A 23,109-nucleotide genomic window follows, 5' to 3' on the forward strand; every position below is an offset into this window, starting at 1 on the left:
GCGCGCCGGGCAGGGCGGTGCCGAGGGATCACCCCGCGTGCGCGGGGAGCAGGCGTTCGTGCGCGCCGGGCAGGGCGGTGCCGAGGGATCACCCCGCGTGCGCGGGGAGCAGGCGTTCGTGCGCGCCGGGCAGGGCGGTGCCGAGGGATCACCCCCGCGTGCGCGGGGAGCAGCCGATGCCGGGCAGCGGCGGCAGGTAGATGTCGGGATCACCCCCGCGTGCGCGGGGAGCAGCCCTGGGCGACGTTGAACTCCTGGTAGCGCTCCGGATCACCCCCGCGGGGTGTGATCGTAGACGGGATCACCCCCCGCGTGCGCGGGGAGCAGGCCCGCCTCGACTTGGGCCCGCAGTACGGCGGGATCAGCCCCGCGTGCGCGGGGAGCAGCGTGTCCGAGATTCGCTCGATGTCGGGGGCGTGGGATCACCCCCGCGTGCGCGGGGAGCAGCCATTCGACCGTCAGGACATCGGACGGCAGGAGGGATCACCCCCGCGTGCGCGGGGAGCAGCGAAGGGCTCGGCCCAGGCGTCGGGTCGGAGCGGGATCACCCCCGCGTGCGCGGGGAGCAGGAGCCGCTGTGAGCGTCGTCGGGGGCCGGGGGGGATCACCCCCGCGTGCGCGGGGAGCAGCTGATTGCGGCGATCGAGAAACGTCCGACCGCGGGATCACCCCCGCGTGCGCGGGGAGCAGGCCGTGCCAGAACATTCCGTCGCCCCTTCTACGGGATCACCCCCGCGTGCGCGGGGAGCAGAAGGGCCAGACGGTGGCGTTCAACCGGCGCGGGGGATCACCCCCGCGTGCGCGGGGAGCAGGGGCATCACTGACGGGACTCACTGTGCGCTACGGGATCACCCCCGCGTGCGCGGGGAGCAGAGATTGGCGAATCCCAACAACGTGTCGGGTATAGGATGACCCCCGCGTGCGCGGGGAGCAGCGCAAGGGCACGTCTTAGCGTACATGTGAGGGGGGATCACCCCCGCGTGCGCGGGGAGCAGTAGCTGAGCACTTCGGGTTCTCTTCTCTTCTCGGGATCATCCCCGCGTGCGCCGGGAGCAGACGGCGTTCAGCTCGGGTGGGACGGCGGTGCGGTGGATCACCCCCGCGTGCGCGGGGAGCAGCGCCACGTCCAGCATGGCCCGCTCCAGCTCGATGGGATCACCCCCGCGTGCGCGGGGAGCAGGCCTGCCGGGCGATCTGCTTGGACTGGGCGGCGGGATCACCCCCGCGTGCGCGGGGAGCAGCCGTTGTGGGCGTACAGCATGGCTCAACACCTGGGATCACCCCCGCGTGCGCGGGGAGCAGGTAGGTGTCGGGGCCGTCGGGGTTCATTGTTCGGGATCACCCCCGCGTGCGCGGGGAGCAGGGCTCCCTGCCGAACAAGAGCAGCTCGGCAACGGGATCACCCCCGCGTGCGCGGGGAGCAGGTTGCGGAGGGTTGACCGATCAACCGGAAACCGGGATCACCCCCGCGTGCGCGGGGAGCAGTCGTACAGGCCACCCCACCGGTTGCCCTCAAGGGGATCACCCCCGCGTGCGCGGGGAGCAGGTCGTCGCCGGCAGCTTCGACAAGGCGGGCCTGGGATCACCCCCGCGTGCGCGGGGAGCAGTCGAACGTGAACAACACCGGGGTCGTGTTGGTGGGATCACCCCCGCGTGCGCGGGGAGCAGGACGCCATCACCGAAGGCGTCATGGACCCCCGGGGATCACCCCCGCGTGCGCGGGGAGCAGGACCAGACCGTCGACCGCATGCAGCTCGCACGGGGATCACCCCCGCGTGCGCGGGGAGCAGGGAGAGCACGTACGTCCTCGACGACGCGGTCGTGGATCACCCCCGCGTGCGCGGGGAGCAGAGCCGCCAGCGAGCCGGGGCGGCCTGCTGCCGGGGATCACCCCCGCGTGCGCGGGGAGCAGCGGGAGCGTCCGGACGAGGTGGTCCGCCTGGCGGGATCACCCCCGCGTGCGCGGGGAGCAGGATCGGGACACGCCGAGGAAGTCGGCCTTGGCGGGATCACCCCCGCGTGCGCGGGGAGCAGAGCGACGACCCGACCGGGTTCTACCCGGACACGGGATCACCCCCGCGTGCGCGGGGAGCAGGGCCCCTACCAGGGCATGGGTAACACGTACGCGGGATCACCCCCGCGTGCGCGGGGAGCAGAAGTCCCGGCCCTGCCATGACACCGTCTGGATGGGATCACCCCCGCGTGCGCGGGGAGCAGGGCCGGTTCGCCTTGAGCGCCTCCACCCGGTAGGGATCACCCCCGCGTGCGCGGGGAGCAGCTCGCGGCCCGGCAGTTCGCGGCGACGGCCACGGGATCACCCCCGCGTGCGCGGGGAGCAGGCCGACGTGCGAGGGCTGTACAGCTTGAATAGGGGATCACCCCCGCGTGCGCGGGGAGCAGTCGGAGGTGGAGCGGCCGGCCCGGGCCGGTGTGGGATCACCCCCGCGTGCGCGGGGAGCAGACCGCGGTGTTGGAGTCGGACGACGCGGACACGGGATCACCCCCGCGTGCGCGGGGAGCAGTCGGATCTTCCGCCTCTGCCTGCCGACGCCGACGGATCACCCCCGCGTGCGCGGGGAGCAGTGTCCGGTGCGGGTCGGGTGCTGGTTGTGAAAGGGATCACCCCCGCGTGCGCGGGGAGCAGGGTGTCCCCTCCGCCTCGCTCGTGCGCGGCCAGGGATCACCCCCGCGTGCGCGGGGAGCAGTCCGCTCGAACCGGGCCGAGGCGACCGCGAACCGGATCACCCCCGCGTGCGCGGGGAGCAGGCGTTCGGTCGGCTGTCGGAGGCGGCCGGGCCGGGATCACCCCCGCGTGCGCGGGGAGCAGACACCGCCCGCGAGATCCGTACGACCCGGCACGGGATCACCCCCGCGTGCGCGGGGAGCAGGATCCATTGGCTCCTGCGCCGCCCACATACCAGGGATCACCCCCGCGTGCGCGGGGAGCAGGACAATGCCATATATGCGGCGGTAGCGGCTACGGGATCACCCCCGCGTGCGCGGGGAGCAGGCTGCGGTGCCGGATGTCGACGAGCAGTACCAGGGATCACCCCCGCGTGCGCGGGGAGCAGCTGATCGCCCGCACCGTGCACGAGGGCGACGAGGGATCACCCCCGCGTGCGCGGGGAGCAGTCGATGCCCTGGAAGTTGTAGTTCTGCTCCGTGGGATCACCCCCGCGTGCGCGGGGAGCAGATCTTCCAGAGTCGTCGGCTGGAGGCCCGGGCCGGATCACCCCCGCGTGCGCGGGGAGCAGCGTTTCAGGTCAACGGCGGCTGGGGCCGGCACGGGATCACCCCCGCGTGCGCGGGGAGCAGTCTTCGCTCGCTGGGCGGTCGATGCGGGCATGGGGATCACCCCCGCGTGCGCGGGGAGCAGACCCCGATGCTTGCGCTCATCGCGTGCATCCTGGGATCACCCCCGCGTGCGCGGGGAGCAGAGCGTGACCACACCAGCCAACCCGCCCGCCGAGGGATCACCCCCGCGTGCGCGGGGAGCAGTCGCGGTGGATCGAAGAGCAGACCGGCCGGGTGGGATCACCCCCGCGTGCGCGGGGAGCAGCTGGGCACGCAGTCGGACAACGCGTTCGACATGGGATCACCCCCGCGTGCGCGGGGAGCAGCGACTGCTCCGTGTGGAAAGCCCTCTGCTGCGGGGATCACCCCCGCGTGCGCGGGGAGCAGTTCGCGTTCGAGCACGGCATCGACGACGGCGTGGGATCACCCCCGCGTGCGCGGGGAGCAGCCGCACCCGACGCCACAAACCGCCTCCCAGCGGGGATCACCCCCGCGTGCGCGGGGAGCAGAACCCGACCGTGGTGGTCACCGACGAGAAGGCGGGATCACCCCCGCGTGCGCGGGGAGCAGGTTGTGCCTATAGCGACCCAGCCAATAGTGGTGGGATCACCCCCGCGTGCGCGGGGAGCAGGAGCGGTTGTGGGCGCAGGTGTTGGGCAGGGAGGGATCACCCCCGCGTGCGCGGGGAGCAGGACGGCAACCTGAAGGAGGCGAACTCCCTCAAGGGATCACCCCCGCGTGCGCGGGGAGCAGTCCAGGGCGGTCAGGAGCTCGTGGACGAGGCGGGGATCACCCCCGCGTGCGCGGGGAGCAGAAAACCATGCTCGGCGCCGACCAGCGGGCATGGGGATCACCCCCGCGTGCGCGGGGAGCAGGGGGGTGCCTCTCTCCGGATCATCGGCCGTTGGGGATCACCCCCGCGTGCGCGGGGAGCAGGACGCGGTCGCCCTTGCGCGGGTGCGCGAGCAGGGATCACCCCCGCGTGCGCGGGGAGCAGAGGTACTCGGTCGTCGAGCCGGTGAGCGCCTTGGGATCACCCCCGCGTGCGCGGGGAGCAGTGCACGATCGTCCTGGACAACAGCGACCGCCGGGGATCACCCCCGCGTGCGCGGGGAGCAGGGCCGCGGCGCCGGGCCCGCCCCGCGCTCGTGGGGATCACCCCCGCGTGCGCGGGGAGCAGATCTACCGCCGCCCGCTGGTGTCCCCGTGGCTGGGATCACCCCCGCGTGCGCGGGGAGCAGCTGGGCGGCTTCTTCATCTCCGGGGAGCGGCTGGGATCACCCCCGCGTGCGCGGGGAGCAGGCGGTCTGGGCGTCCAGCTTCGGCTACGAGTGGGGATCACCCCCGCGTGCGCGGGGAGCAGGAAGGCGGTCGCGTGATGAGCCGCGCACAGGTGGGATCACCCCCGCGTGCGCGGGGAGCAGGTGCCGCTGTCCGTGGCCGGCTGCATGGTGGGGGGATCACCCCCGCGTGCGCGGGGAGCAGTACGGCGCGGAGGTGGTCACGGCAGCACCCCGGGGATCACCCCCGCGTGCGCGGGGAGCAGGACGACTCCCCGATGCCCAGTTGATAGCCCGACGGATCACCCCCGCGTGCGCGGGGAGCAGGCCGGCGTCGCCGACGGGCGAACCTACGCGTCGGGATCACCCCCGCGTGCGCGGGGAGCAGGAGAAGGCTGCCGCCAGCACGGCCCGCGCCCGGGGATCACCCCCGCGTGCGCGGGGAGCAGGCCAGCAGCATCGCCAGGTCGTTCACCGACACGGGATCACCCCCGCGTGCGCGGGGAGCAGCACACCTGGGACACCGGCCCGCAGCGTTTCGAGGGATCACCCCCGCGTGCGCGGGGAGCAGTCGGCGGCGGCGCCGCGTGCCCGCCGGGACCGGGGATCACCCCCGCGTGCGCGGGGAGCAGGGGCGTCCGGATCCAGCGAGCCGTCCACGTGGCGGATCACCCCCGCGTGCGCGGGGAGCAGCATCACTGATCCGCATTGTCGACATCCTTTGCGGGATCACCCCCGCGTGCGCGGGGAGCAGCCAATCCGCTCTGGGGATGCGGATAGGGATGTGGGATCACCCCCGCGTGCGCGGGGAGCAGACTTCCTGACCTGGGGTTCTACAGATCAACCGTGCGGTTTTCCTTCACTTGCACAATCAAGGTCATAATGATGTCGGTTCAGATGCGGGACGTCGGGTATCACACGAGGACTATGTGGAGCGTATCGGCTGATGCCGGTCGTGCCACTCGCGACAGCCGAGGACGGTGTGCAGTGTTGCCGCCACAGGGTCTCGTTCATTGCGCACCTTGCGGGCGCCAACCGCTGATAGCGGCCGGTGTTGGCTCGTTTGGTATGGACGTGGCCGGTTCTGTCGCGCCTTGATGGAGTCGGAAGGGGGCCATCTTCTCAGTGGGATCAAGACGAGAGGCCGAGTACGCCTGCCGTTAGGGCGTCTCCGATTTCATGGGTGAGCGTGGCGCCGGTTGCTGCAGCGTGGTCGAGGGTGGTGCGGATGTCGACGAGCTGACGGAAAGCTTCTCCGTACGCCTGTTGTTGATCCAGTGGCACGACGGGGATAGTGAGCCGCTTGATGTCGATGCGTAGGGTGCCGGTGGCGGTGTTCGAGGCTCGGCCTGCTGTGCGCAGGTTGTCGGTGCGGGAGATGATGCCGGCAACGAACCATGGGTCGAAGCGGGTCGTGTCGACGCGTATGAGTTGAGTTCCGGGTCCGAGTTCGGTGCCGACTTGTTCTGGGGTTGCTACCCGGGCGCTTAGCTTGCGGCCGATGGCGGGGACGAGAATGTCGCCTGGACGCACCCGTGGTCCGGGCTCGTCGTCGCTGGCGCGCATCACTGACCCGGTAGGTGGTCCGCCGGACAAGATGTCGGCGGCGGTTAGGACGGCCGCCTCGATGGTGGCGCTGCTGGTAGCTCGGTGACGCGAGGCCGCGCGTTCTAGGCAGATGCTGCCGGACCGGACGAGGTCGCCGATGTCGGCCTGGGGTGCGTCGTGTAGCGGTGTGTGCTGGACCTGCCTAACCGCAGGTACGGCGTGCCGTATACGGTCGAGCAGTTGGTTGAACTCATCGATCCTGGCGATGATCTGGGACGGGTCAGCGGCGAGATGGCCAGCCTGTGGCAGATGGCGCTGTGGTGTCAGGTCCACTTGGTCGTCGAGTACCTCGATGACGGGCACGATGCGGTGGACTCCGGGTTGTTCGGTGTGCTGACCTGATCGGTAGGCGCTCCATGCTGTGCCGACGATCTCGGTTAGGGGTCGAGTGTCAGAGGCGGCAGCGGCGTTGACGACGAGCAGGTCTCCGGCGCGTAGCTGTTGAGGGTCGGGTTGGGTGAGAACCCAGACGTGCAGTCCGACGCCGGTCGGCGGCATTAGGCCGGCGGGGAGAGCGATGACCGCGCGTAGCGCTCCGCGGCGAACCAGTTCCGCGCGGACGCGGCGCCCAGCGGGACGGGATGCGGCGGCCGGAGGCATGAGCACGACGGCGGTGCCGTCGCGGGAGAGGTGGGCCAGGGCGTGTTGCACCCAGGCGAGCTCGGGCTCGGTGCGTGGGGGGAGTCCGTAGGCCCAGCGCGGGTCGTAGGCGAGGCGGTCGTGTCCCCAGTCGTGGATGCCGAAGGGGAAGTTCGCGACGACGACGTCGGCGCGTAGGTCGCCCAGAGCGTCGGATAGCAGGCTGTCGCCGACGTGGACGACGGGTGGTTGCGGGTCCTGCCCGGTGTGTCGGGCGCGCAGGTGCACGAACCAGAGTCGCAACATGGTGATCAGGGCGTACTGCGGGTTGATCTCTTGCGCGTAGCATCGCGTGGCACTGCCGGTCCGCAGGGCGCGGTCGGCGGCCATTCGCAGGATCGATCCGGTGCCACTGGTGAAGTCGAAGGTGCGGGCACCGGAGTCGGCGAGGGTCAGTATCACCTCGGCCACGGTGTCCGGCGTGCCGGCGAGGCCGGATAGCGACTGTGCCGACGTTACGTATCGTCCGTGCAGGTACTCGAAGGTGGCCTCCGCGCCTCGCTCCGCACTGAGCCGGTTGAGCAGCTGCAACAGGGTGGTGAGCGGGGACACCCACTGCTTTGGCAGCACCGAGGCGACCATCGTAGCTAGACCGGAGTCGAGGGCCCGCAGGCGGGTGATCAGCTGCCGCGGCGTCGGCAGGCGGGCGTCGGTGTGCTCGGCTTGATTCGCGCGGATGAGCAGGAACGCGCCGGCGATGCCGAGCACGTCGCTGATCTGCGACGCCGGCTGATAGCTTTCGATGTGTTGCCAGGCCCACTGCTCAGCGCCGGCCTGATGTAGTCGGCCGTGGCGTCGTAGCCAGCGCTCCACCTCCCGCGCGTCGAATGATGGACTTGCCGGGGTGCCGCCCACCGGTGCGGGAAAGTCGGCGTAGCGGCGCCGCCAGTTGCTCACCGCTGCCCTGCCGACGTTGGCCAGTCGCGCGATGCCGCTGGCGGTCAGGGTGCTCTCGCTAGGGGCCAGGATCGGCTCTTCTGTCACACGTGAACACTAGCATGGATGTCACGCTTGTTTATATAGTTCACAGACGCTACCGTGTTTGGTGTTCCGATTCACAGTCATTCTTGGAGGAACCGATGCCTCGTCGTGGTCGCAGCACCACCGTCGGAAAGATCGCCAAACTTTGTCAGGCCCGACGGGCCTCCGAGATCCGTATGCTCGGCGAGCTACTGCGCCGTGAGCAGCACATGCCTTCTGCCGGGAGTGCGGTCTCGCCAGACCAGCGGGAGGACGCGGGACCGCGCTGACCAGATCCGACAAGGCCCAACAGTTGAAGGAGGACCATGAACACTCTTGCTCGAATCCGTGCTGTCAACGGTGTCGTCTCCGTACTTTCCGCCCGTCGCATACGTGTGCCGGGGTGCGCGCCGGTACCGGCCGGGTGCCACAGGTATCGCGTCCGACGTGTACGCGCGGGTGCGCCTTGACCCCGTGATCGGTGCGGCTATCGCGGACGCTTACGTGGCTGCGCCGCGTCGCGACGAGCGTGCCTTCGCCGCTTACGCCGCCTTCTGTAGGGAGACCGTTCAGCAGTATCACCTGCTGGTGGGCCGGCCGGAGTTCGGCGGCCTGGGAATAGCGGTGCGGATCGTCGACGAGGACCCGTACGCGGAGGTCGAGTCCATGCTCCACGATGTGCGGCAGCGTCGCCTGAAGGTCTGGGCCAGCAGTGCCAGCGGCAACCCGCACCCCTACCTCAGCGACGGCGAAAACGACATGTTCCGTGCGGTCCACGACGTGTTCGGGCATGCGGCGAGTGGTCGGGGGTTCGACCGGCACGGCGAGGAGGCAGCCTGGCTGAAGCACAGCAGCATGTACTCACCGCTGGCTGTGCGTGCTCTGACAACCGAGACCCGTGGGCAGAACTGCGCCCGGATCTTCCGCTACAGGGATGGCCGCTTCCCAGAGCAGAAGGCAGTTTTGCTGCCTCGGGCGTTCAGCGATCCGCGTCGTGTGAGTCTCGTGGAACGGGAGGTGAGTCCGTCGACTCCCCGCTGAGCCGCGCGATCTCCTGCCGCAGATCCAGCACCGCGTCATGCTCCGGCCCGTCTACGCGGATACGGCTTTGTAGCAGGGTGTTGAGCTGCCGCAGCGCCCGGTCGCGCTCACCGAGCGCAATGTGGGCTCGCGCGGCACGCCGTCGGAGATCGAACACCACAGGATCCTCATCGCCATGGCGCCGGGCGTGATCCTCGGCTAGCCGGCGCCACTGACGCGCGGCGGCTCGGAAATGTCCGGCAGCCTGCATGTGTTCCGCGTGCCGCAGTGCCTGCTCCAGGGCGAGCCCGGCCCTCTCGTCGGTGGGCGTCGTCCTAGAGCGTGGCTGCTGCGGCACCCGTCCAACGATCGCGGCGTACGCCTGCACCGCTTCGTCGGTGTCGTCGATTACGCCGGGAAGCGGCGGCAGATCCTGGACGAGCGGCGCCAGCGTGGCGTAGACCTCGGCCGCAGGGGCGGGGCGATCCTTGGGACGGGATGCGAGCAACGCGTGCACCAAATCGTCGAGCACCGCGGGGATCTGCGGCCGTAGCTCTGTAGGGCGCGGAGGGGGGGTGCCCAGTTGGTGGCGCACCGTTGTCAATGTGGTTGCGCCGTCGAACGGTGGGCTGCCGGTAAGCAGGTCGAAAAGGGTCGCTCCCAGGCCGTAAAGATCGGTGCGGTGGTCGGTATCCTCACCGCGGATCTGTTCGGGCGCCATGTAACCCACCGTGCCGAGGCTCTGTCCGCTCTGGGTGATTCGGGAGTAGCGCTCGTCGTCGGGCACGGCGGCCAGTCCGAAGTCGAGCACCTTCACCGCCCCGCTCGTTTCCAGCATGACGTTGCTCGGCTTGATGTCGCGATGGACCAAACCGAGACGCCCGGCGGCGATGAGAACACTGCTGATCTGGGCTCCGATGGCGGCCACCCAACCGATCGGAAGTGGACCTTGCTCCGCGACTAGGTCGTTCAGTGCGATTCCGTTGATCTTCTGGAGGACGACGTAGGGCTGGCCGGTGTACTCCCCGAGGTCGTAGACGGCGGGAACGCCGGGGTGGCTGAGGCGAGCGGTCAGCAACGCCTCACGGCGAAACCGGCGCACCAGGTCCAGGTCGATCACGGATGCATCAATGAACTTCACAATGACGGGCCGGTCGAGCAGTGTGTCCCGTGCCGGCCAAACCTCGCCCATTCCTCTGTGGGGCAACGGAAATCGGCCCAGCATGTACCGGTCCTTGACGCTCGTGCCGGGCACCACGAATCCCAGCATAGCGGCCGACTCGACGGCGGCGTCGCACCTCTGTCCAGCCAGTCGCGACCTTTGGTGAACAGAGGCAACAGGTTAACTCTTGCAAACGCTATTCACAGGGTGGGAGGATGTGCAGCGGTTGCACCAGTTCCGGCCGTGCATGGTCCATGCTGCGCGACCGAGACCACCGGCCATGTCCGGCGCACGACAGTTCCGACACCCACTCCCCGGCACGCCCGGGTACCCGACACGGGGGATGGCATGGCTGAGTTGGCAATTGGCCGCGGGTTCCTTCCCGCATATGCCCGGCTGCAACGCCGGGTTCAGCGTGCGGTCGACGCCGCCATCAGCAAGTTCGCCGAGCACACGCACGCAGGTCTGCACCTGGAGAAGTTGACCGGGGCCCGGGATCCCAACATCCGCACCATCCGCATTGATCTGTCCTATCGCGGGGTGGTGCTCGCTCTTGGCGACGACAAGTACGCGCTGCTCGATGTCCTTCCTCACGACGACGCCATCGCCTTCGCGGTAAGCCGGCGCTTCACGGTCAACCAGGTACTCGGCGTCCTGGAGATGCGTGACCAGGCCGGTATCGAGGAGTACGTCAGCGCTACGCCGCCCGAACCGCCCAGCGGCGCGCTGTTCGACCACGTCTCGATCGCCGACTTCGCGCGGCTCGGGGTGGACGAGGACCTTGTGCCGCTGCTGCGGGTCATCGCCACCGACCAGCAACTGGAGAGCCTGGCCGGGCGCCTGCCGGAGGCACAGCTCGACAGCCTGCGAGGCCTGGCCAGTGGGATGACCGTAGCGGAGGTGTGGGCGGAGCTGGCCGACCAAGTTGTGTCCGGCGTGGACACCGACGACCTGCTGGCCGCCGCGCGTCGCACTCCCGAACGGATCGCCTTCGTCTCCGGTCCGGTGGAACTCGCGGCCATTCTCGCCCATCCGTTCGACGTGTGGCGCACCTTCCTGCACCCGACTCAACGCGACGTTGCCTACCGCGAAACGTACAGCGGTCCCGCGCTGGTGACAGGCAGCGCCGGGACCGGGAAGACTGTGACCGGCCTGCACCGGGCGGTGTTCCTCGCCGAGCGGCTGCCTGACGGCGAAAAGGTCCTGTTGACCACGTTCACCCGAGCCCTCGCCGACGCGCTCGGCAGACAGCTCTACCGGCTCACCGCCGATCCGGTAGTGCGGGCCCGCATCGACGTGATCAGCGTCGACAAGCTGGCCTACGAAATCGTCGCCAGGGACGGCAGGAGAGTCACCATCGCCGACAACGAGGTCATCGACCAGCTGTGGGAAGCCGCCGCGACAGCCGGGCCTACCTATCTGAACCGCGCCGGCCAGATCAGCAGGTTCAGCCCGTCCTTCCTTCGGCACGAGTGGGAGCAGGTGGTACTGGCGCAGCAACTGACGATCTTCGAGGCCTACCGCGACGCCGACCGTAGAGGCCGGGGCACCGGCCTGCGCGCCGCGCACCGGGAGCAGGTGTGGAATGCGATCGACGGGGTGGCGCAGGAGCTGGCGAAGCGGCGCCTGCGTACCCATACCCAGCTCGCCGACGAGGCCGCCGCGATAGCGCGCCGCACCGCAACTCCCTACCGACACGTCGTCGTGGATGAGGGACAGGATCTGCACCCCGCGCAGTGGCGACTGCTGCGCGCGCTCGTCGCGCCCGGGCCCAACGACATGTTCCTGCTCGCTGACCCGTACCAGCGCATCTATGACAACCATGTGTCCCTGGCCCAACTCGGCATCGAGGTCCGCGGCCGCACCCGCCGGCTCACCGTCAACTACCGCACCACACACGAGATCCTCGACCTGTCGGTCAAGGTTCTGGGCGGCGACGCCGCCATCGGCTTGGACGGTCATGACGACACGCTGCGCGGATATCGCTCGGTCACCCGCGGTGGCGCACCCGAGTTTGCTGCTCACAGCAGCCGCGACAGTGAGTTCGAGGCGTTGATCGAGCGGGTGGGGACCTGGCTGGAGCAGGGCGTCGAGCCGCACGCCATCGGTGTAGCCGTCCGCACCGGACAACTCGTCAAGGCCATCAGCAGGATCCTGAGCGAAGCACACATTCCCGTCGCCGACGACAAGCGGGGCAACGACGGCGTACACGTCGCCACCATGCACCGCATGAAGGGCCTGGAGTTCCAGTGCCTTGCGGTCGTCGGGCTGGAGGCGGACCTGCTGCCGGCACCACATGCGCTCACCTCGGCGACGGAGGATCCGCACGCCCACCGGCAGGATCTCCAGCGCGAACGCTGCCTCCTGTTCGTCGCCCTGACCCGCGCCCGGGACGTGCTCTACCTATCGCACAGCGGCATGCCCAGCCCGCTGCTGCCGGTGGGCCGATGAACGCCCGCGCCGCCAGCGGCCCCAAGCTCGACGACGCGGCACGCGCGATCTGGGGCAAGACCGACCGCACAGGCACCTCCCCGGTCGGCTGGCTGCCACTGTGGCGACACCTCGCCGACACCGCCGACGTGGCCGGACAACTGTGGGACCACTGGCTGGGTCGGGCAGCCCGTAACCGCATCGTCGACGAGCTGCCCGCCGGAGACGCGGACGGCCGAACTCTCGCCGTTTGGCTCGCCGGCGTGCACGACATCGGCAAAGCCACCCCCGCCTTCGCCTGCCAGGCACACGCCCTGGCGGAACGGATGCGCGACCACGGCCTCAGCTACCAGCGGGACCTTGTCCGCACCGACCGCAGGTACGCCCCCCACGCCACCGCCGGGCACGTCGTGCTCGCCAACTGGCTGCACCAGCAGGGCTGGAACGACCCCCACCCGTTCGCCGTCATCGTCGGAGGCCACCACGGTGTCCCGCCGACCGACGAAGGACTTCGTGACGCGCAGGTACGCCCCCATCTGCTTGGTGGCCCAGCCTGGCAGCAGGCGCAGCAGGATCTACTGACCTGGATGACCGAGCGGTCAGGCGCCGGAGAACGGCTGACCGAGTGGAGTAACGTACCGCTCTCGCAACCTGTACAGGCCGTCCTCACCGGCCTCGTCATCGTTGCCGACTGGATCGCCAGCAACGAGGACTACTTCCCCTACCTCCTCGACAGCACAGACGAGGACCGGCTGCGCTCCGGCTGGGAACTGCTGGACCTGCCCGTCCCGTGGCGGCCCACCGCCCGACCCGTGACCGTGGACGACCTGTTTGGGACGCGATTCTCGTTGCCCGCAGGCGCGGCCCCGCGCCCGGTGCAACGTACGGTCGCCGAGTTGGTCGAGACCATGCCCGTCCCCGCCATGATGATCGTCGAAGCCGCGATGGGGGAGGGCAAGACCGAGGCGGCGCTGGCGGCGGTGGAAATCATGGCCCGCCGTACCGGAGCGTCTGGCTGCTACCTGGCCTTGCCGACCCGGGCCACCAGCGACGCCATGTTCGGCCGGATGTTGTCCTGGCTGCGCCGGCTACCCGACACGCAGGTGGGTCGAGGCGACCGCGATGTACGGCTGGCCCACGGCAAAGCTGCACTCAACCCCGAGTACGACCGACTGCGCGCAACCTCACTGCCAAGCGGCATCGCCGAGGACGCCGGAGGCACCGACATCGGCGTGCATGCCTGGCTCGCCGGGCCCAAGCGAGCACTCCTGTCGAGCTTCGTCGTCGGCACCATCGACCAGCTGCTGTTCGCGGCACTACGCAGCAAGCACCTGGCGCTGCGTCACCTCGGACTCACCGGCAAGGTCGTCGTCATCGACGAGGCCCACGCCTACGACGTCTACATGGGTCGATTCCTCGACCGGGCCCTCGAGTGGCTCGGCGCATACGGCGTACCAGTGATCGTGCTCTCCGCGACGCTGCCAGCACACCGACGAGCCGAGCTAATGAAGGCGTACGACACCGGCCGGCTCGGGCCACTGCCCCCACTCACCTGGCGCGACCGCGGCAAGCCTCGGGTCGACCCGTACGCCCCGCTCCGCACCGACCTGCGATACCCCCTGGTCACGGTCTCCACTGCCGACCGTGGTGCCACGGCTATCAGCTGCGCCGACTCCGGCCGTGGCATCGAGGTGACGCTGCGCCGCCTGGACGACGATTCACCCGCGCTGGCGGAACTGCTGCGCGACGAGTTGACCGACGGGGGCTGCGCGCTCGTGGTCCGTAACACCGTGACCCGGGTTCAGGAGACCGCCGCCGCGCTGCGCGCAACGCTGGGACCGGACATACCCGTGTCGGTGGCGCACTCCCGATTCATGGCCCTCGACCGGGCTGCGAAGGATCGCTGGCTGCGAGAGGCGTTCGGACCACCCGGCAGCGGCAACCGCCCCCACCGGCACGTGGTGGTGGCAAGCCAGGTCGCCGAGCAGTCCCTGGACATCGACTTCGACATGCTCGTCACCGACCTGGCCCCGGTGGACCTGGTGCTGCAACGCATCGGCCGACTGCACCGCCATCCGCGCGACCGTCGCCCCTCCCGACTCACAGCACCGACCTGCTGGATCACCGGCGCCGACTGGACAACCGAGCCACCGCAGTCGGTAGCCGGCTCCCGCCGCGTCTATTCGCCGGCCATGCTGCTGCGCAGCGCCGCCGTATTGCTGCCGCACCTGGATGGCGCGCCGCTGCGGCTACCCGCCGACATCGCGCCGCTCACCCAGAGCGCCTACAGCGACGCTCCGATCGGCCCGCCGTCGTGGCAGCCCGTGATGGCCGAGGCGGAGGCGAAACATCGAGACGAGATCGTCGCCAAGGAGTTGAAGGCCGACGGCTTCCGCCTGGCCGGTGTCGCCGAGCACGGGGTCCCACTGATCGGCTGGCTCTCCGGCAGCGTCGGCAACGCCGACGACCGTGCGGCGCAGGGCCACGTCCGCGACACCGACGCCGAGTCCCTCGAGGTGTTGCTGCTGGTACGCACACCGGATGGCCTCGCCCTACCACCCTGGATCGAGGGCGCCGTGTCGGTACCGACCCGAAGCCTGCCCCGTCGGCCACTGCCTCGCATGATCGCTCGCTGCACTCTGCCGTTGCCGCGGGCGATGACCGCCGCCGACGTCATCGACGAAGTTATAGCCGACCTGGAACAACGCACCGACCTCAGCGCCTGGCAGGACAGCCCATGGCTAGCTGGCGAACTCGTACTCGACCTCGATCCGGCAGGCAGAGCCACAGTGGCCGGCTTCGACCTGCACTACGACCCCGACGAAGGGCTGCGCGTCACCCGCGCAGCCGCCTGAATTGACGCACAAGGAGGTGATGCCGATGACCGATGCACCGCAACTACCGGGATTCTCCCTCTCACATGAGGCGTGGATTCCGGTACTGAACGCCGACGGCCGGCGCCACGAGGTATCACTACTCGGACTGTTCGAGCAGGCCGGCACCCTACGCATGATCGCCTGTGAACTGCCCACGCAGACCTTCGCGATTCTGCGCCTCGCCCTGGCAGTGCTGCACCGCGCGACCGACGGTCCACCCGGCGAGGCAGCCTGGCAGGCGCTATGGCGTGACCAACGGCTGCCGACAGCCGACATCGCCGAGTACCTCAACGTCTTCCGTGACCGGTTCGACCTGCTGCACCCGAAGCACCCCTTCTACCAGGTCGCCGACCTGCGAGCGGCGAAGCAGAACACATACGGGCTGGAGCGCCTCATCGCCGACGTACCAAACGGCATGCCGTTCCTGACTACACGCGCCGGACCGGGAATGGACGCGATCACGCCCGCCGAGGCAGCCCGCTGGTTGGTGCACTGCCAGGCATACGACACCTCCGGCATCAAGACCGGTGCGGTAGGAGACCCGCTGGCCAAGAACGGCAAGGGCTACCCGATCGGTGCCAGCTCACTCGGCTGGCTCGGCGGCGTGTACCTGAAAGGCGCGACCCTGCTCGAGACCCTGCTGCTCAACCTAGTTCCCGTCGCTCCCGGATGGCAGGTCGCCGACGAGCGGGACCTACCGGTGTGGGAACGCGAGCCACAAACCGCTGCCGAGGAACCTGATGCGACGCGCGGACCGTACGGCCTGCTCAGCCTCTACACCTGGCAGTCCCGACGGATCCGCCTCTTCGGCGACGCGACCGCCATCACCGGGGCGATGATCTCCAACGGCGATCGGTTCGACTGGCAGGACCGACACCTGCTGGAACCGATGAGCGTCTGGGGACGCAGCGCACCACGGGAACGCGAGCAGAAGCGGACGCCGATCTACCTACCCCGGCCCCACGACCACAGCCGAGCACTTTGGCGAGGACTGCAGACCCTGCTGCCCTCACCCCCACCGCCTGGCAACGAGCCCCCGCAGCGGTTGTCGCCGATGGTGATGCAATGGCTAGCCCGGCTCACCGTCACCGGCGTCGTCAGGCCGGACTTCCAGGCCCGCCCGCATGCCGTCAGCATCACGTACGGTGCCAAGCAGTCGGTCATCGACGAGATGTTCAACGACGCGCTCACCATGAACGCGCTGCTGCTGGTCGGCGACGCCGGACTGCAGGCGACGGCCGTCGACGCGGCCGGCGACGCCGAGGCCGCGGTGTCGGTGCTGCGGCGGCTCGCCGACAACCTGGCCCGCGCCGCCGGCAGCCGGGACACCGACAGCGGTGAGGCCGACCGGGCAGCCGAGCGAGCGTACGCCCTGCTGGACCGCGCCTTTCGCGACTGGCTGGCCCGGCTCGGCCCCCACAGCGACCCAACCGCCGAGCGCACGGCGTGGCAGCGGCTGGTCCGCCGAGCCATCGAGCGGCTCGGCTTCGGCTTGGTCGAGGCCGCTGGGCCGACGGCCTGGGTAGGCCGGACCGGCACCGACCGCACCGGCCGGGAGGTGCACTACTCAAGCTCACAGGCCGAAGCGTGGTTTCGGACCGGCCTGGCCAAGGCGCTGCCTATGGCGGCCACCGCTTCGCACCACCGGGAGGAAGCAGCATGACCACCGTCAAAGTCAGCCAACCGGCCGGCCCGGAACAGAAGCCACGCTCACGGCGCCGCCGCGACCTCGGAGACCATGTCGCCCGTACAATCGGCGGACTCCAGGCACGGGTGTTGAGCACCGCTCCCCAACCCGAGGCCGTCAGCGCACTGGCCAGGCTGAGGCGCGGCATCGGCCGGACCCCCGGCTTCGACTTCACCCTAGAGCGGTACCTACAGGTGCCGGAGCACCTGCTGGGCTACCGGCCAGCCGACGACGCCGAGGCGACGGACGCCGAGCACGCCGTGCACGACGCAGTGACCCTGTACGCACTGCACCAGCAGTCGCGCCGGGACCGCATGCACGTCGAGGGACGTGGGCTGGGCCAGGCAATGTCCGAGTTGGTCCGCAATTCAGCTGGGCCGGAGGGTGTGCGGCGCCGGTTCGCCGCACTCGGCACCGCCAGCACCTACCAGGAGAGCATCCACTACCTGCGCAGCCTGATCACGATGCTTCGAGAGCACCAGATCCCACTCGACTACGGCCTGCTCGCCGACGACCTGCAAACCCTCCGCAAGCCCAGCCGTCGCCGCCAAATCCAAGCCACCTGGGGCCGGGAGTTCTTCCGCAGCCGACCCAGCACCGACGTCGACACCCTCACCCCTGACTCCAACGAGGAGGACCCATCATGAGCCGCACCATCATCGACATCTACGCGCTCCAGACCGTGCCACCTAGCAACCTCAACCGCGACGACACGGGCTCGCCGAAGACCGCCGTGTACGGCGGATATCGACGCGCGCGAGTCTCCAGCCAGGCCTGGAAGCGGGCCATCCGGCTGGCCTTCGGCGACCTGCTCGACCGCTCCCAGCTCGGCGAGCGAACCAAGCGGGTGGGCGAGTCGCTCGCAGCCCGTATCAAGGCGCTGGACCCGAGCTTGTCCGAGGAGGCCGCATCCACGCTAGCGGCCGCAACCTTCGTCGCCGGCGGCCTCGCCAAGGCGGAGAAGAAGAAGGGCGAGGTGAAGGACGTCGAATCCGGCTACCTGCTGTTCTTGAGCCACCGGCAGTTGGACAACCTCGCCGCTGCCGCCCTTGAGGCATCCCGCGCCGGCACCACCCTTGACAAGGCCCGGTTCAAGTCACTGCTCGACACCGAGCACTCCGTCGACGTCGCCATGTTCGGCCGGATGGTGGCGGACATGACGGACATCAACGTCGACGCCGCGTGCCAGGTGTCCCACGCCATCAGCGTCCATGCCGTCGACAACGAGTTCGACTACTTCACCGCAGTCGACGACCGCAAGGCCGACGCGTCTGAGACGGGCGCCGGCATGATCGGAACCATCGAGTTCAACTCGTCCACGCTCTACCGGTACGCCACCATCGACGTCGACGCACTGCATCGCACCCTCGGAGACGCCCGAGCGACCCGGGCGGCCGTCGAAGCGTTCCTCACCGCGTTCGCTCGCAGCATGCCGACCGGCAAGCAGAACACCTTCGCACACCGCACACTGCCCGACGCCGTGCTGGTAAGGGTGCGCGACACCCAGCCGATCAACCTCGTCGGAGCCTTCGAGACTCCGATCCGCGAGACACACGCCGCGGGACGGATCGAGCTGGCCGCGGTGGCGCTCGCCAAGCACACCGAAGCGGTCGAAAATGCCTACGGTGAGCGGCCGACCGGCAGCTGGGTCACCCAGGTCGGAGACAAGACCGCGGTACTCACCAACCTCGGCAAAGCGGTCAGCTTCAGCGAACTGGTCACTGGAGTGGGAGAGCAGGTCAGCGTGGCACTCGGACAGCCAGCATGAGCGTGCTACTCCTTCGGCTGGCCGCTCCACTCCAATCCTGGGGCTCGTCCAGCCGCTTTGCACGCCGAGGCACCGAGATCGCGCCCACCAAGAGCGGAGTGATCGGCCTGCTTGCCGCTGCCAAGGGCCTCCGCCGCACCGAGCCCCTCACCGACCTACTCGGCCTGGAATTCGGGGTCCGGCTCGATCAACCCGGGCAAATCCTGCGGGACTTCCAGACCGCCCGATCCCTCGACGGCCGCCACAGCGCACCGTTGACCTACCGCTTCTACCTGTCCGACGCGGTCTTCCTCGCCGCTGTCAGCGGGCAACGAGAACTGCTCCACGGACTAGCGGAGGCACTGAACCGACCACAGTTCCCCCTCTACCTGGGGCGCCGGTCCTGTCCGCCCGTCGGCCCGATCAGCCTCGGCGTACATGATTCGACGCTCGATGACGCGCTGACACAATGGCCATGGCTCGCGGCCGAATGGCACCGCAAGAAGGCAGCCCGCACCATCAGGTTGGAGATCATTCGAGACGCCCGTCCAGGGGAACCAACCACCGAAACCATGCCTGACGAGCCAATCAGCTTCGACCCCGCTCATCGGCAGCACACCTGGCGAACCGTGCTGCGCCGGCACGTCGACGTCACCAACGACCTCGCGGAGCGGGCCGATGTCGCCGAGCACGACCCGTTGAGCCTGCTGGGAGGCTGAACATGTTCCTCACCCGATTCCAGATCAACCCAGCCCGCCGCCGCGCCCGGAAACTACTCTCCTCACCACACGCCATGCACGCTGCGGTCCGTGCCGCCTTTCCAACCGCCGAGGACTACGAGCGCCCCGGCAGCCGTACCCTTTGGCGCCTCGACACCCCAGCCGCCGCCACCGTCTTCCTCTACATCGTCAGCCCCGGCCGACCCGACCTCACTCACCTAGTGAAGCAGGCCGGATGGCCCACCCAAGAGGAGGCCTGGGTGAGCCGACGTTACGACGGCCTACTCACCTCGCTGCACGCCGGCCAGGAGTGGGCATTCCGGCTCACCGCCAACCCGACGCACAGCGGACGCAAGACCGCCGACGCCAAGGAGACCCAACGCTTCGGCTACCTGCGCGAGCCGGAGCAAATCGAGTGGCTTGCCCGCCGGGCTCGACGGCACGGATTCACGGTGTCCCACCAGCAGGACGGTCGTCCCAACCTGCGACTACACCAGCGACAGACGCACACCTTTAGACGCGGCATGGGCACCGTCACCCTTACCACGGCCACCTACGACGGCATCCTCCAGATCACCAACGCGGACGCATTCCGCCACACCCTGATCAGCGGCATCGGCCACGCCAAGGCCTACGGCTGCGGGCTGCTCACCCTCGCCCCCACCCAGGCAACGCCGTGAAGATCCCAGGTGTCCCACCGGCGGACCTCGCCGACCTCAACCGCGCCCAAGACCGTCTCAGCTTCATCTACCTCGAACGCTGCGTCATCCACCGGGACAGCAACGCCATCACCGCCACCGACGACAAAGGCGTCGTCCACATCCCCGCCGCTACCCTCGGCGTCCTCCTCCTCGGACCCGGCACCAGCGTCACACAACAGGCGATGATGCTCCTCGCCGACAACGGCGCCACCGCGGTATGGGTCGGTGAACACGGCGTACGCTACTACGCCCACGGGCGCCCACTGGCACGCTCCAGCCGGCTACTCGTAGCCCAAGCCCGCGCAGTCACTCACCGAGACCGACGACTGCAGGTAGCACGAGAGATGTACCGCATGCGTTTTCCGGACGAGAACACCACCGCCCTCACCATGCAGCAACTTCGCGGCAAAGAAGGAGCCCGGGTACGCCGTTGCTATCGCGAACACTCCAAGCGCACCGGCGTGGCCTGGAACAACCGCGAGTACAACCCGGATGAGTTCAGCAGCAGCGACCCAGTCAACCAGGCGCTGTCGACCGCACACGCCTGCCTGTACGGCATCGTGCACGCTGTCATCGTCGCCCTCGGCCTCTCACCCGGCCTCGGCTTTATCCACACCGGCCACGACCGCTCATTCGTCTATGACATCGCCGACCTCTACAAGGCCGACATCACGATCCCGGTCGCCTTCAACATCGTCGCCAGCGGATCCACCGACATCGGTCCGGACACCCGCCGCGCCGTCCGGGACCACGTTTACGACGGCGCCCTTCTCGACCGCTGCGTTCGCGATATCCGTAACCTGCTGCTCAGCCCAGGACCTGGCGGACCAATCGATGAGCAGTGGCTCCATGACGAGCCAGCAGCCGACACCGTACGGCTGTGGGATGAGAACGGTTACGAACTCGCCAGCGGACGCAACTACGGCGAGGAAATCGATTTCTGATGACCGTCATCATTCTTACAGCCTGCCCCGAAGGCCTACGCGGCCACCTGACCCAGTGGCTGCTGGAAATATCCACGGGCGTCTACGTCGGGCACGTCAACACCCGAATCCGGCACCGGCTCTGGACCAAAGTCGTCGAGATGGCCGGACCTGGACGTGCGCTACTTGTCTACCAACGGCCGAGCGAGCAGCGCTTGTGCTTTCAAGTGCACGACCACCACTGGCAGCCAGTCGACTTCGACGGCGTCACCCTGATGCGTCGACCCAACGCCCGAACGACCTACAACCCAGCCCTGCCGAAAGGCTGGAGCAAAGCGTCACGGCGTCGCCGCTTCGGGCGAAGCGCTCCAAGAGGCGACCGAACCCCGAATCAGAGTGCAGAAGGTAGCTGATCAGCTGGTTCCGCGGTTGGAATACGGCGGCCTCCCCGCATACGGAGACAATCTCGGGCCTGCACACAAGGGATCACCCCCGCGTACGCGGGGAGCAGGCTGCCAACGCCACACTCGCCCCCACCGCCGCGGGATCACCCCCGCGTACGCGGGGAGCAGAGCAGGCTTTCGCTGCACCGGTGGTAGCGGCCGGGATCACCCCCGCGTACGCGGGGAGCAGGGACCCTCCAGCGACGCCAGCCAGTCCTGCTCGGGATCACCCCCGCGTACGCGGGGAGCAGACAGCGCCGGGCGTGGGCGCGGTGATCTTCGGGGGATCACCCCCGCGTACGCGGGGAGCAGGGGAAGTCAGCCGGGTCGGTCGTCCACGGCCCGGGATCACCCCCGCGTACGCGGGGAGCAGTTTGAAGCCTCCCAGGTCTACGAGCACGTCCCCGGATCACCCCCGCGTACGCGGGGAGCAGCGGGTGAAGGCGTGGTTTGCGCCGCTCGCCCTGGGATCACCCCCGCGTACGCGGGGAGCAGGCGTTCGTGCGGGCCGGACAGGGCGGCGCCGAGGGATCACCCCGTACGCGGGGAGCAGTCCACGATCAACCATTCGGCCATCGCTGGGCCCGGATCACCCCCGCGTACGCGGGGAGCAGCGGCGCGCTCGGTGGACTCCATGTCGAGGATGGGGATCACCCCCGCGTACGCGGGGAGCAGAGCGCGGACTGGAGGGAGCCGGCGTCATCGACGGGATCACCCCCGCGTACGCGGGGAGCAGATCGACGAACACCACGAGGCGTTGGTGGATGCGGGATCACCCCCGCGTACGCGGGGAGCAGTGCACCGCCGGCCAGGGTTGGCCGCGGTTGTCGGGATCACCCCCGCGTACGCAGGGAGCAGGACAAGACCCGCCCCGACGCCCTGGTCGTCGGGGGATCACCCCCGCGTACGCGGGGAGCAGGCTGACCGCCGGCGCGGTCATCGACATCACCTGGGATCACCCCCGCGTACGCGGGGAGCAGCCCGGCCCGTCTGGGGAAAGGCCGGGCCCCGGCGGATCACCCCGCGTACGCGGGGAGCAGGTGTTCCCGCCGGACACGGAGCCGGACACCGCGGGATCACCCCCGCGTACGCGGGGAGCAGGGACGCGGTGCGCGCGCTCGGTGCGCTGCGCAAGGGATCACCCCCGCGTACGCGGGGAGCAGCTCTCGGCGGGGTTGCAGCGGGCGGCGAAACCGGGATCACCCCCGCGTACGCGGGGAGCAGGAGCCGGCGGTCACCGGCACCAGGTCGGCCCGGGGATCACCCCCGCGTACGCGGGGAGCAGTCCACACTCACGCCGATCTGCTGGCTCTTGTACGGATCACCCCCGCGTACGCGGGGAGCAGAGCCTCCACCTCTGCCCACATCCGCTTTCGCAGGGATCACCCCCGCGTACGCGGGGAGCAGGGAGATTCGAGCATGGCACACGAGTGGCGGGCGGGATCACCCCCGCGTACGCGGGGAGCAGTTCCACGTCCGAAATCCGCAGCCGGGTGCGCTGGGATCACCCCCGCGTACGCGGGGAGTGTCAACGACGGCCGAAAACGGACCCCTTGACGACGGCTGAAAACGAACCCCCTCTGCTGGTTGATCTTTGCTAGTCGTTGGTCTTGGTGGCCG

At 69.3% G+C, this 23,109-nt stretch carries 12 protein-coding genes and 4 CRISPR repeat arrays; of the genes, 10 read left to right on the forward strand and 2 right to left on the reverse strand.

Annotation, left to right across the window (positions count from 1 at the left end):
- Positions 1–144: 144 nt before the first annotated feature.
- A CRISPR array of direct repeats spans positions 145–5,389; the repeat unit is 29 nt; unit sequence GGGATCACCCCCGCGTGCGCGGGGAGCAG.
- A gap of 316 nt (positions 5,390–5,705) precedes the next feature.
- A complete protein-coding gene (locus ABTW87_RS29485) occupies positions 5,706–7,805 on the reverse strand; it encodes an N-6 DNA methylase (RefSeq protein ID WP_350654624.1) in 2,100 nt (699 codons plus the stop codon).
- Between the two features lie 423 nt (positions 7,806–8,228).
- Here ABTW87_RS29485 and ABTW87_RS29490 point away from each other — a divergent pair, with 423 nt between their 5' ends.
- A complete protein-coding gene (locus tag ABTW87_RS29490) occupies positions 8,229–8,822 on the forward strand; it encodes a hypothetical protein (protein ID WP_350654626.1) in 594 nt (197 codons plus the stop codon).
- Here the strand turns inward: ABTW87_RS29490 and ABTW87_RS29495 are convergent.
- Positions 8,761–10,071, reverse strand: coding sequence for a serine/threonine-protein kinase (locus tag ABTW87_RS29495; protein WP_350654627.1), 1,311 nt, complete (start codon positions 10,069–10,071; stop codon positions 8,761–8,763). The two genes, ABTW87_RS29490 and ABTW87_RS29495, sit on opposite strands and share 62 nt — an antisense overlap.
- Positions 10,072–10,311: 240 nt before the next feature.
- On the opposite strand from ABTW87_RS29495, the gene ABTW87_RS29500 reads away from it, so the two are divergent.
- The 9 genes from ABTW87_RS29500 to cas2e are packed head-to-tail and all read left to right on the forward strand — an operon-like array spanning position 10,312 to position 21,459.
- Positions 10,312–12,414: a UvrD-helicase domain-containing protein gene (locus tag ABTW87_RS29500; RefSeq protein ID WP_350654628.1), complete on the forward strand. Its 2,103-nt coding sequence runs from the start codon at positions 10,312–10,314 to the stop codon at positions 12,412–12,414.
- Positions 12,411–15,248 carry a CRISPR-associated helicase Cas3' gene (cas3, locus tag ABTW87_RS29505; RefSeq protein WP_350654630.1) on the forward strand — a complete coding sequence of 946 codons (2,838 nt, stop codon included), beginning with the start codon at positions 12,411–12,413 and terminating at the stop codon, positions 15,246–15,248. The genes ABTW87_RS29500 and cas3 overlap by 4 nt, the downstream gene beginning before the upstream one ends.
- A 25-nt stretch (positions 15,249–15,273) precedes the next feature.
- Positions 15,274–16,932 carry a type I-E CRISPR-associated protein Cse1/CasA gene (gene casA, locus ABTW87_RS29510; protein ID WP_350654631.1) on the forward strand — a complete coding sequence of 553 codons (1,659 nt, stop codon included), beginning with the start codon at positions 15,274–15,276 and terminating at the stop codon, positions 16,930–16,932.
- On the forward strand, positions 16,929–17,603 hold the full coding sequence (gene casB, locus ABTW87_RS29515) for a type I-E CRISPR-associated protein Cse2/CasB (protein ID WP_350654632.1): 675 nt from the start codon (positions 16,929–16,931) through the stop codon (positions 17,601–17,603). The genes casA and casB overlap by 4 nt, the downstream gene beginning before the upstream one ends.
- Positions 17,600–18,724 carry a type I-E CRISPR-associated protein Cas7/Cse4/CasC gene (gene cas7e, locus ABTW87_RS29520; protein WP_350654633.1) on the forward strand — a complete coding sequence of 375 codons (1,125 nt, stop codon included), beginning with the start codon at positions 17,600–17,602 and terminating at the stop codon, positions 18,722–18,724. Before casB ends, cas7e begins: the two co-directional genes overlap by 4 nt.
- The gene (cas5e, locus tag ABTW87_RS29525) at positions 18,721–19,422 is read left to right on the forward strand and encodes a type I-E CRISPR-associated protein Cas5/CasD (protein ID WP_350654634.1); all 702 of its coding nucleotides are present in this window, start codon (positions 18,721–18,723) and stop codon (positions 19,420–19,422) included. Before cas7e ends, cas5e begins: the two co-directional genes overlap by 4 nt.
- Before the next feature lie 2 nt (positions 19,423–19,424).
- A complete protein-coding gene (cas6e, locus tag ABTW87_RS29530; protein ID WP_350654635.1) occupies positions 19,425–20,102 on the forward strand; it encodes a type I-E CRISPR-associated protein Cas6/Cse3/CasE in 678 nt (225 codons plus the stop codon).
- Entirely contained in the window at positions 20,099–21,067 is a 969-nt protein-coding gene (gene cas1e / locus ABTW87_RS29535; RefSeq protein WP_350654637.1) for a type I-E CRISPR-associated endonuclease Cas1e, read from the forward strand. The genes cas6e and cas1e overlap by 4 nt, the downstream gene beginning before the upstream one ends.
- Entirely contained in the window at positions 21,067–21,459 is a 393-nt protein-coding gene (gene cas2e / locus ABTW87_RS29540; protein WP_350654638.1) for a type I-E CRISPR-associated endoribonuclease Cas2e, read from the forward strand. The genes cas1e and cas2e overlap by 1 nt, the downstream gene beginning before the upstream one ends.
- A gap of 69 nt (positions 21,460–21,528) precedes the next feature.
- Positions 21,529–21,985: a CRISPR direct-repeat array (repeat unit 29 nt; unit sequence GGGATCACCCCCGCGTACGCGGGGAGCAG).
- Between the two features lie 89 nt (positions 21,986–22,074).
- Positions 22,075–22,470: a CRISPR direct-repeat array (repeat unit 29 nt; unit sequence GGGATCACCCCCGCGTACGCGGGGAGCAG).
- A 91-nt stretch (positions 22,471–22,561) separates the two neighbouring features.
- Positions 22,562–23,018: a CRISPR direct-repeat array (repeat unit 29 nt; unit sequence GGGATCACCCCCGCGTACGCGGGGAGCAG).
- Positions 23,019–23,109 lie beyond the last annotated feature (91 nt).

It is taken from the genome of Micromonospora sp. NPDC126480 (assembly GCF_040302465.1).
Taxonomy (GTDB): domain Bacteria; phylum Actinomycetota; class Actinomycetes; order Mycobacteriales; family Micromonosporaceae; genus Micromonospora.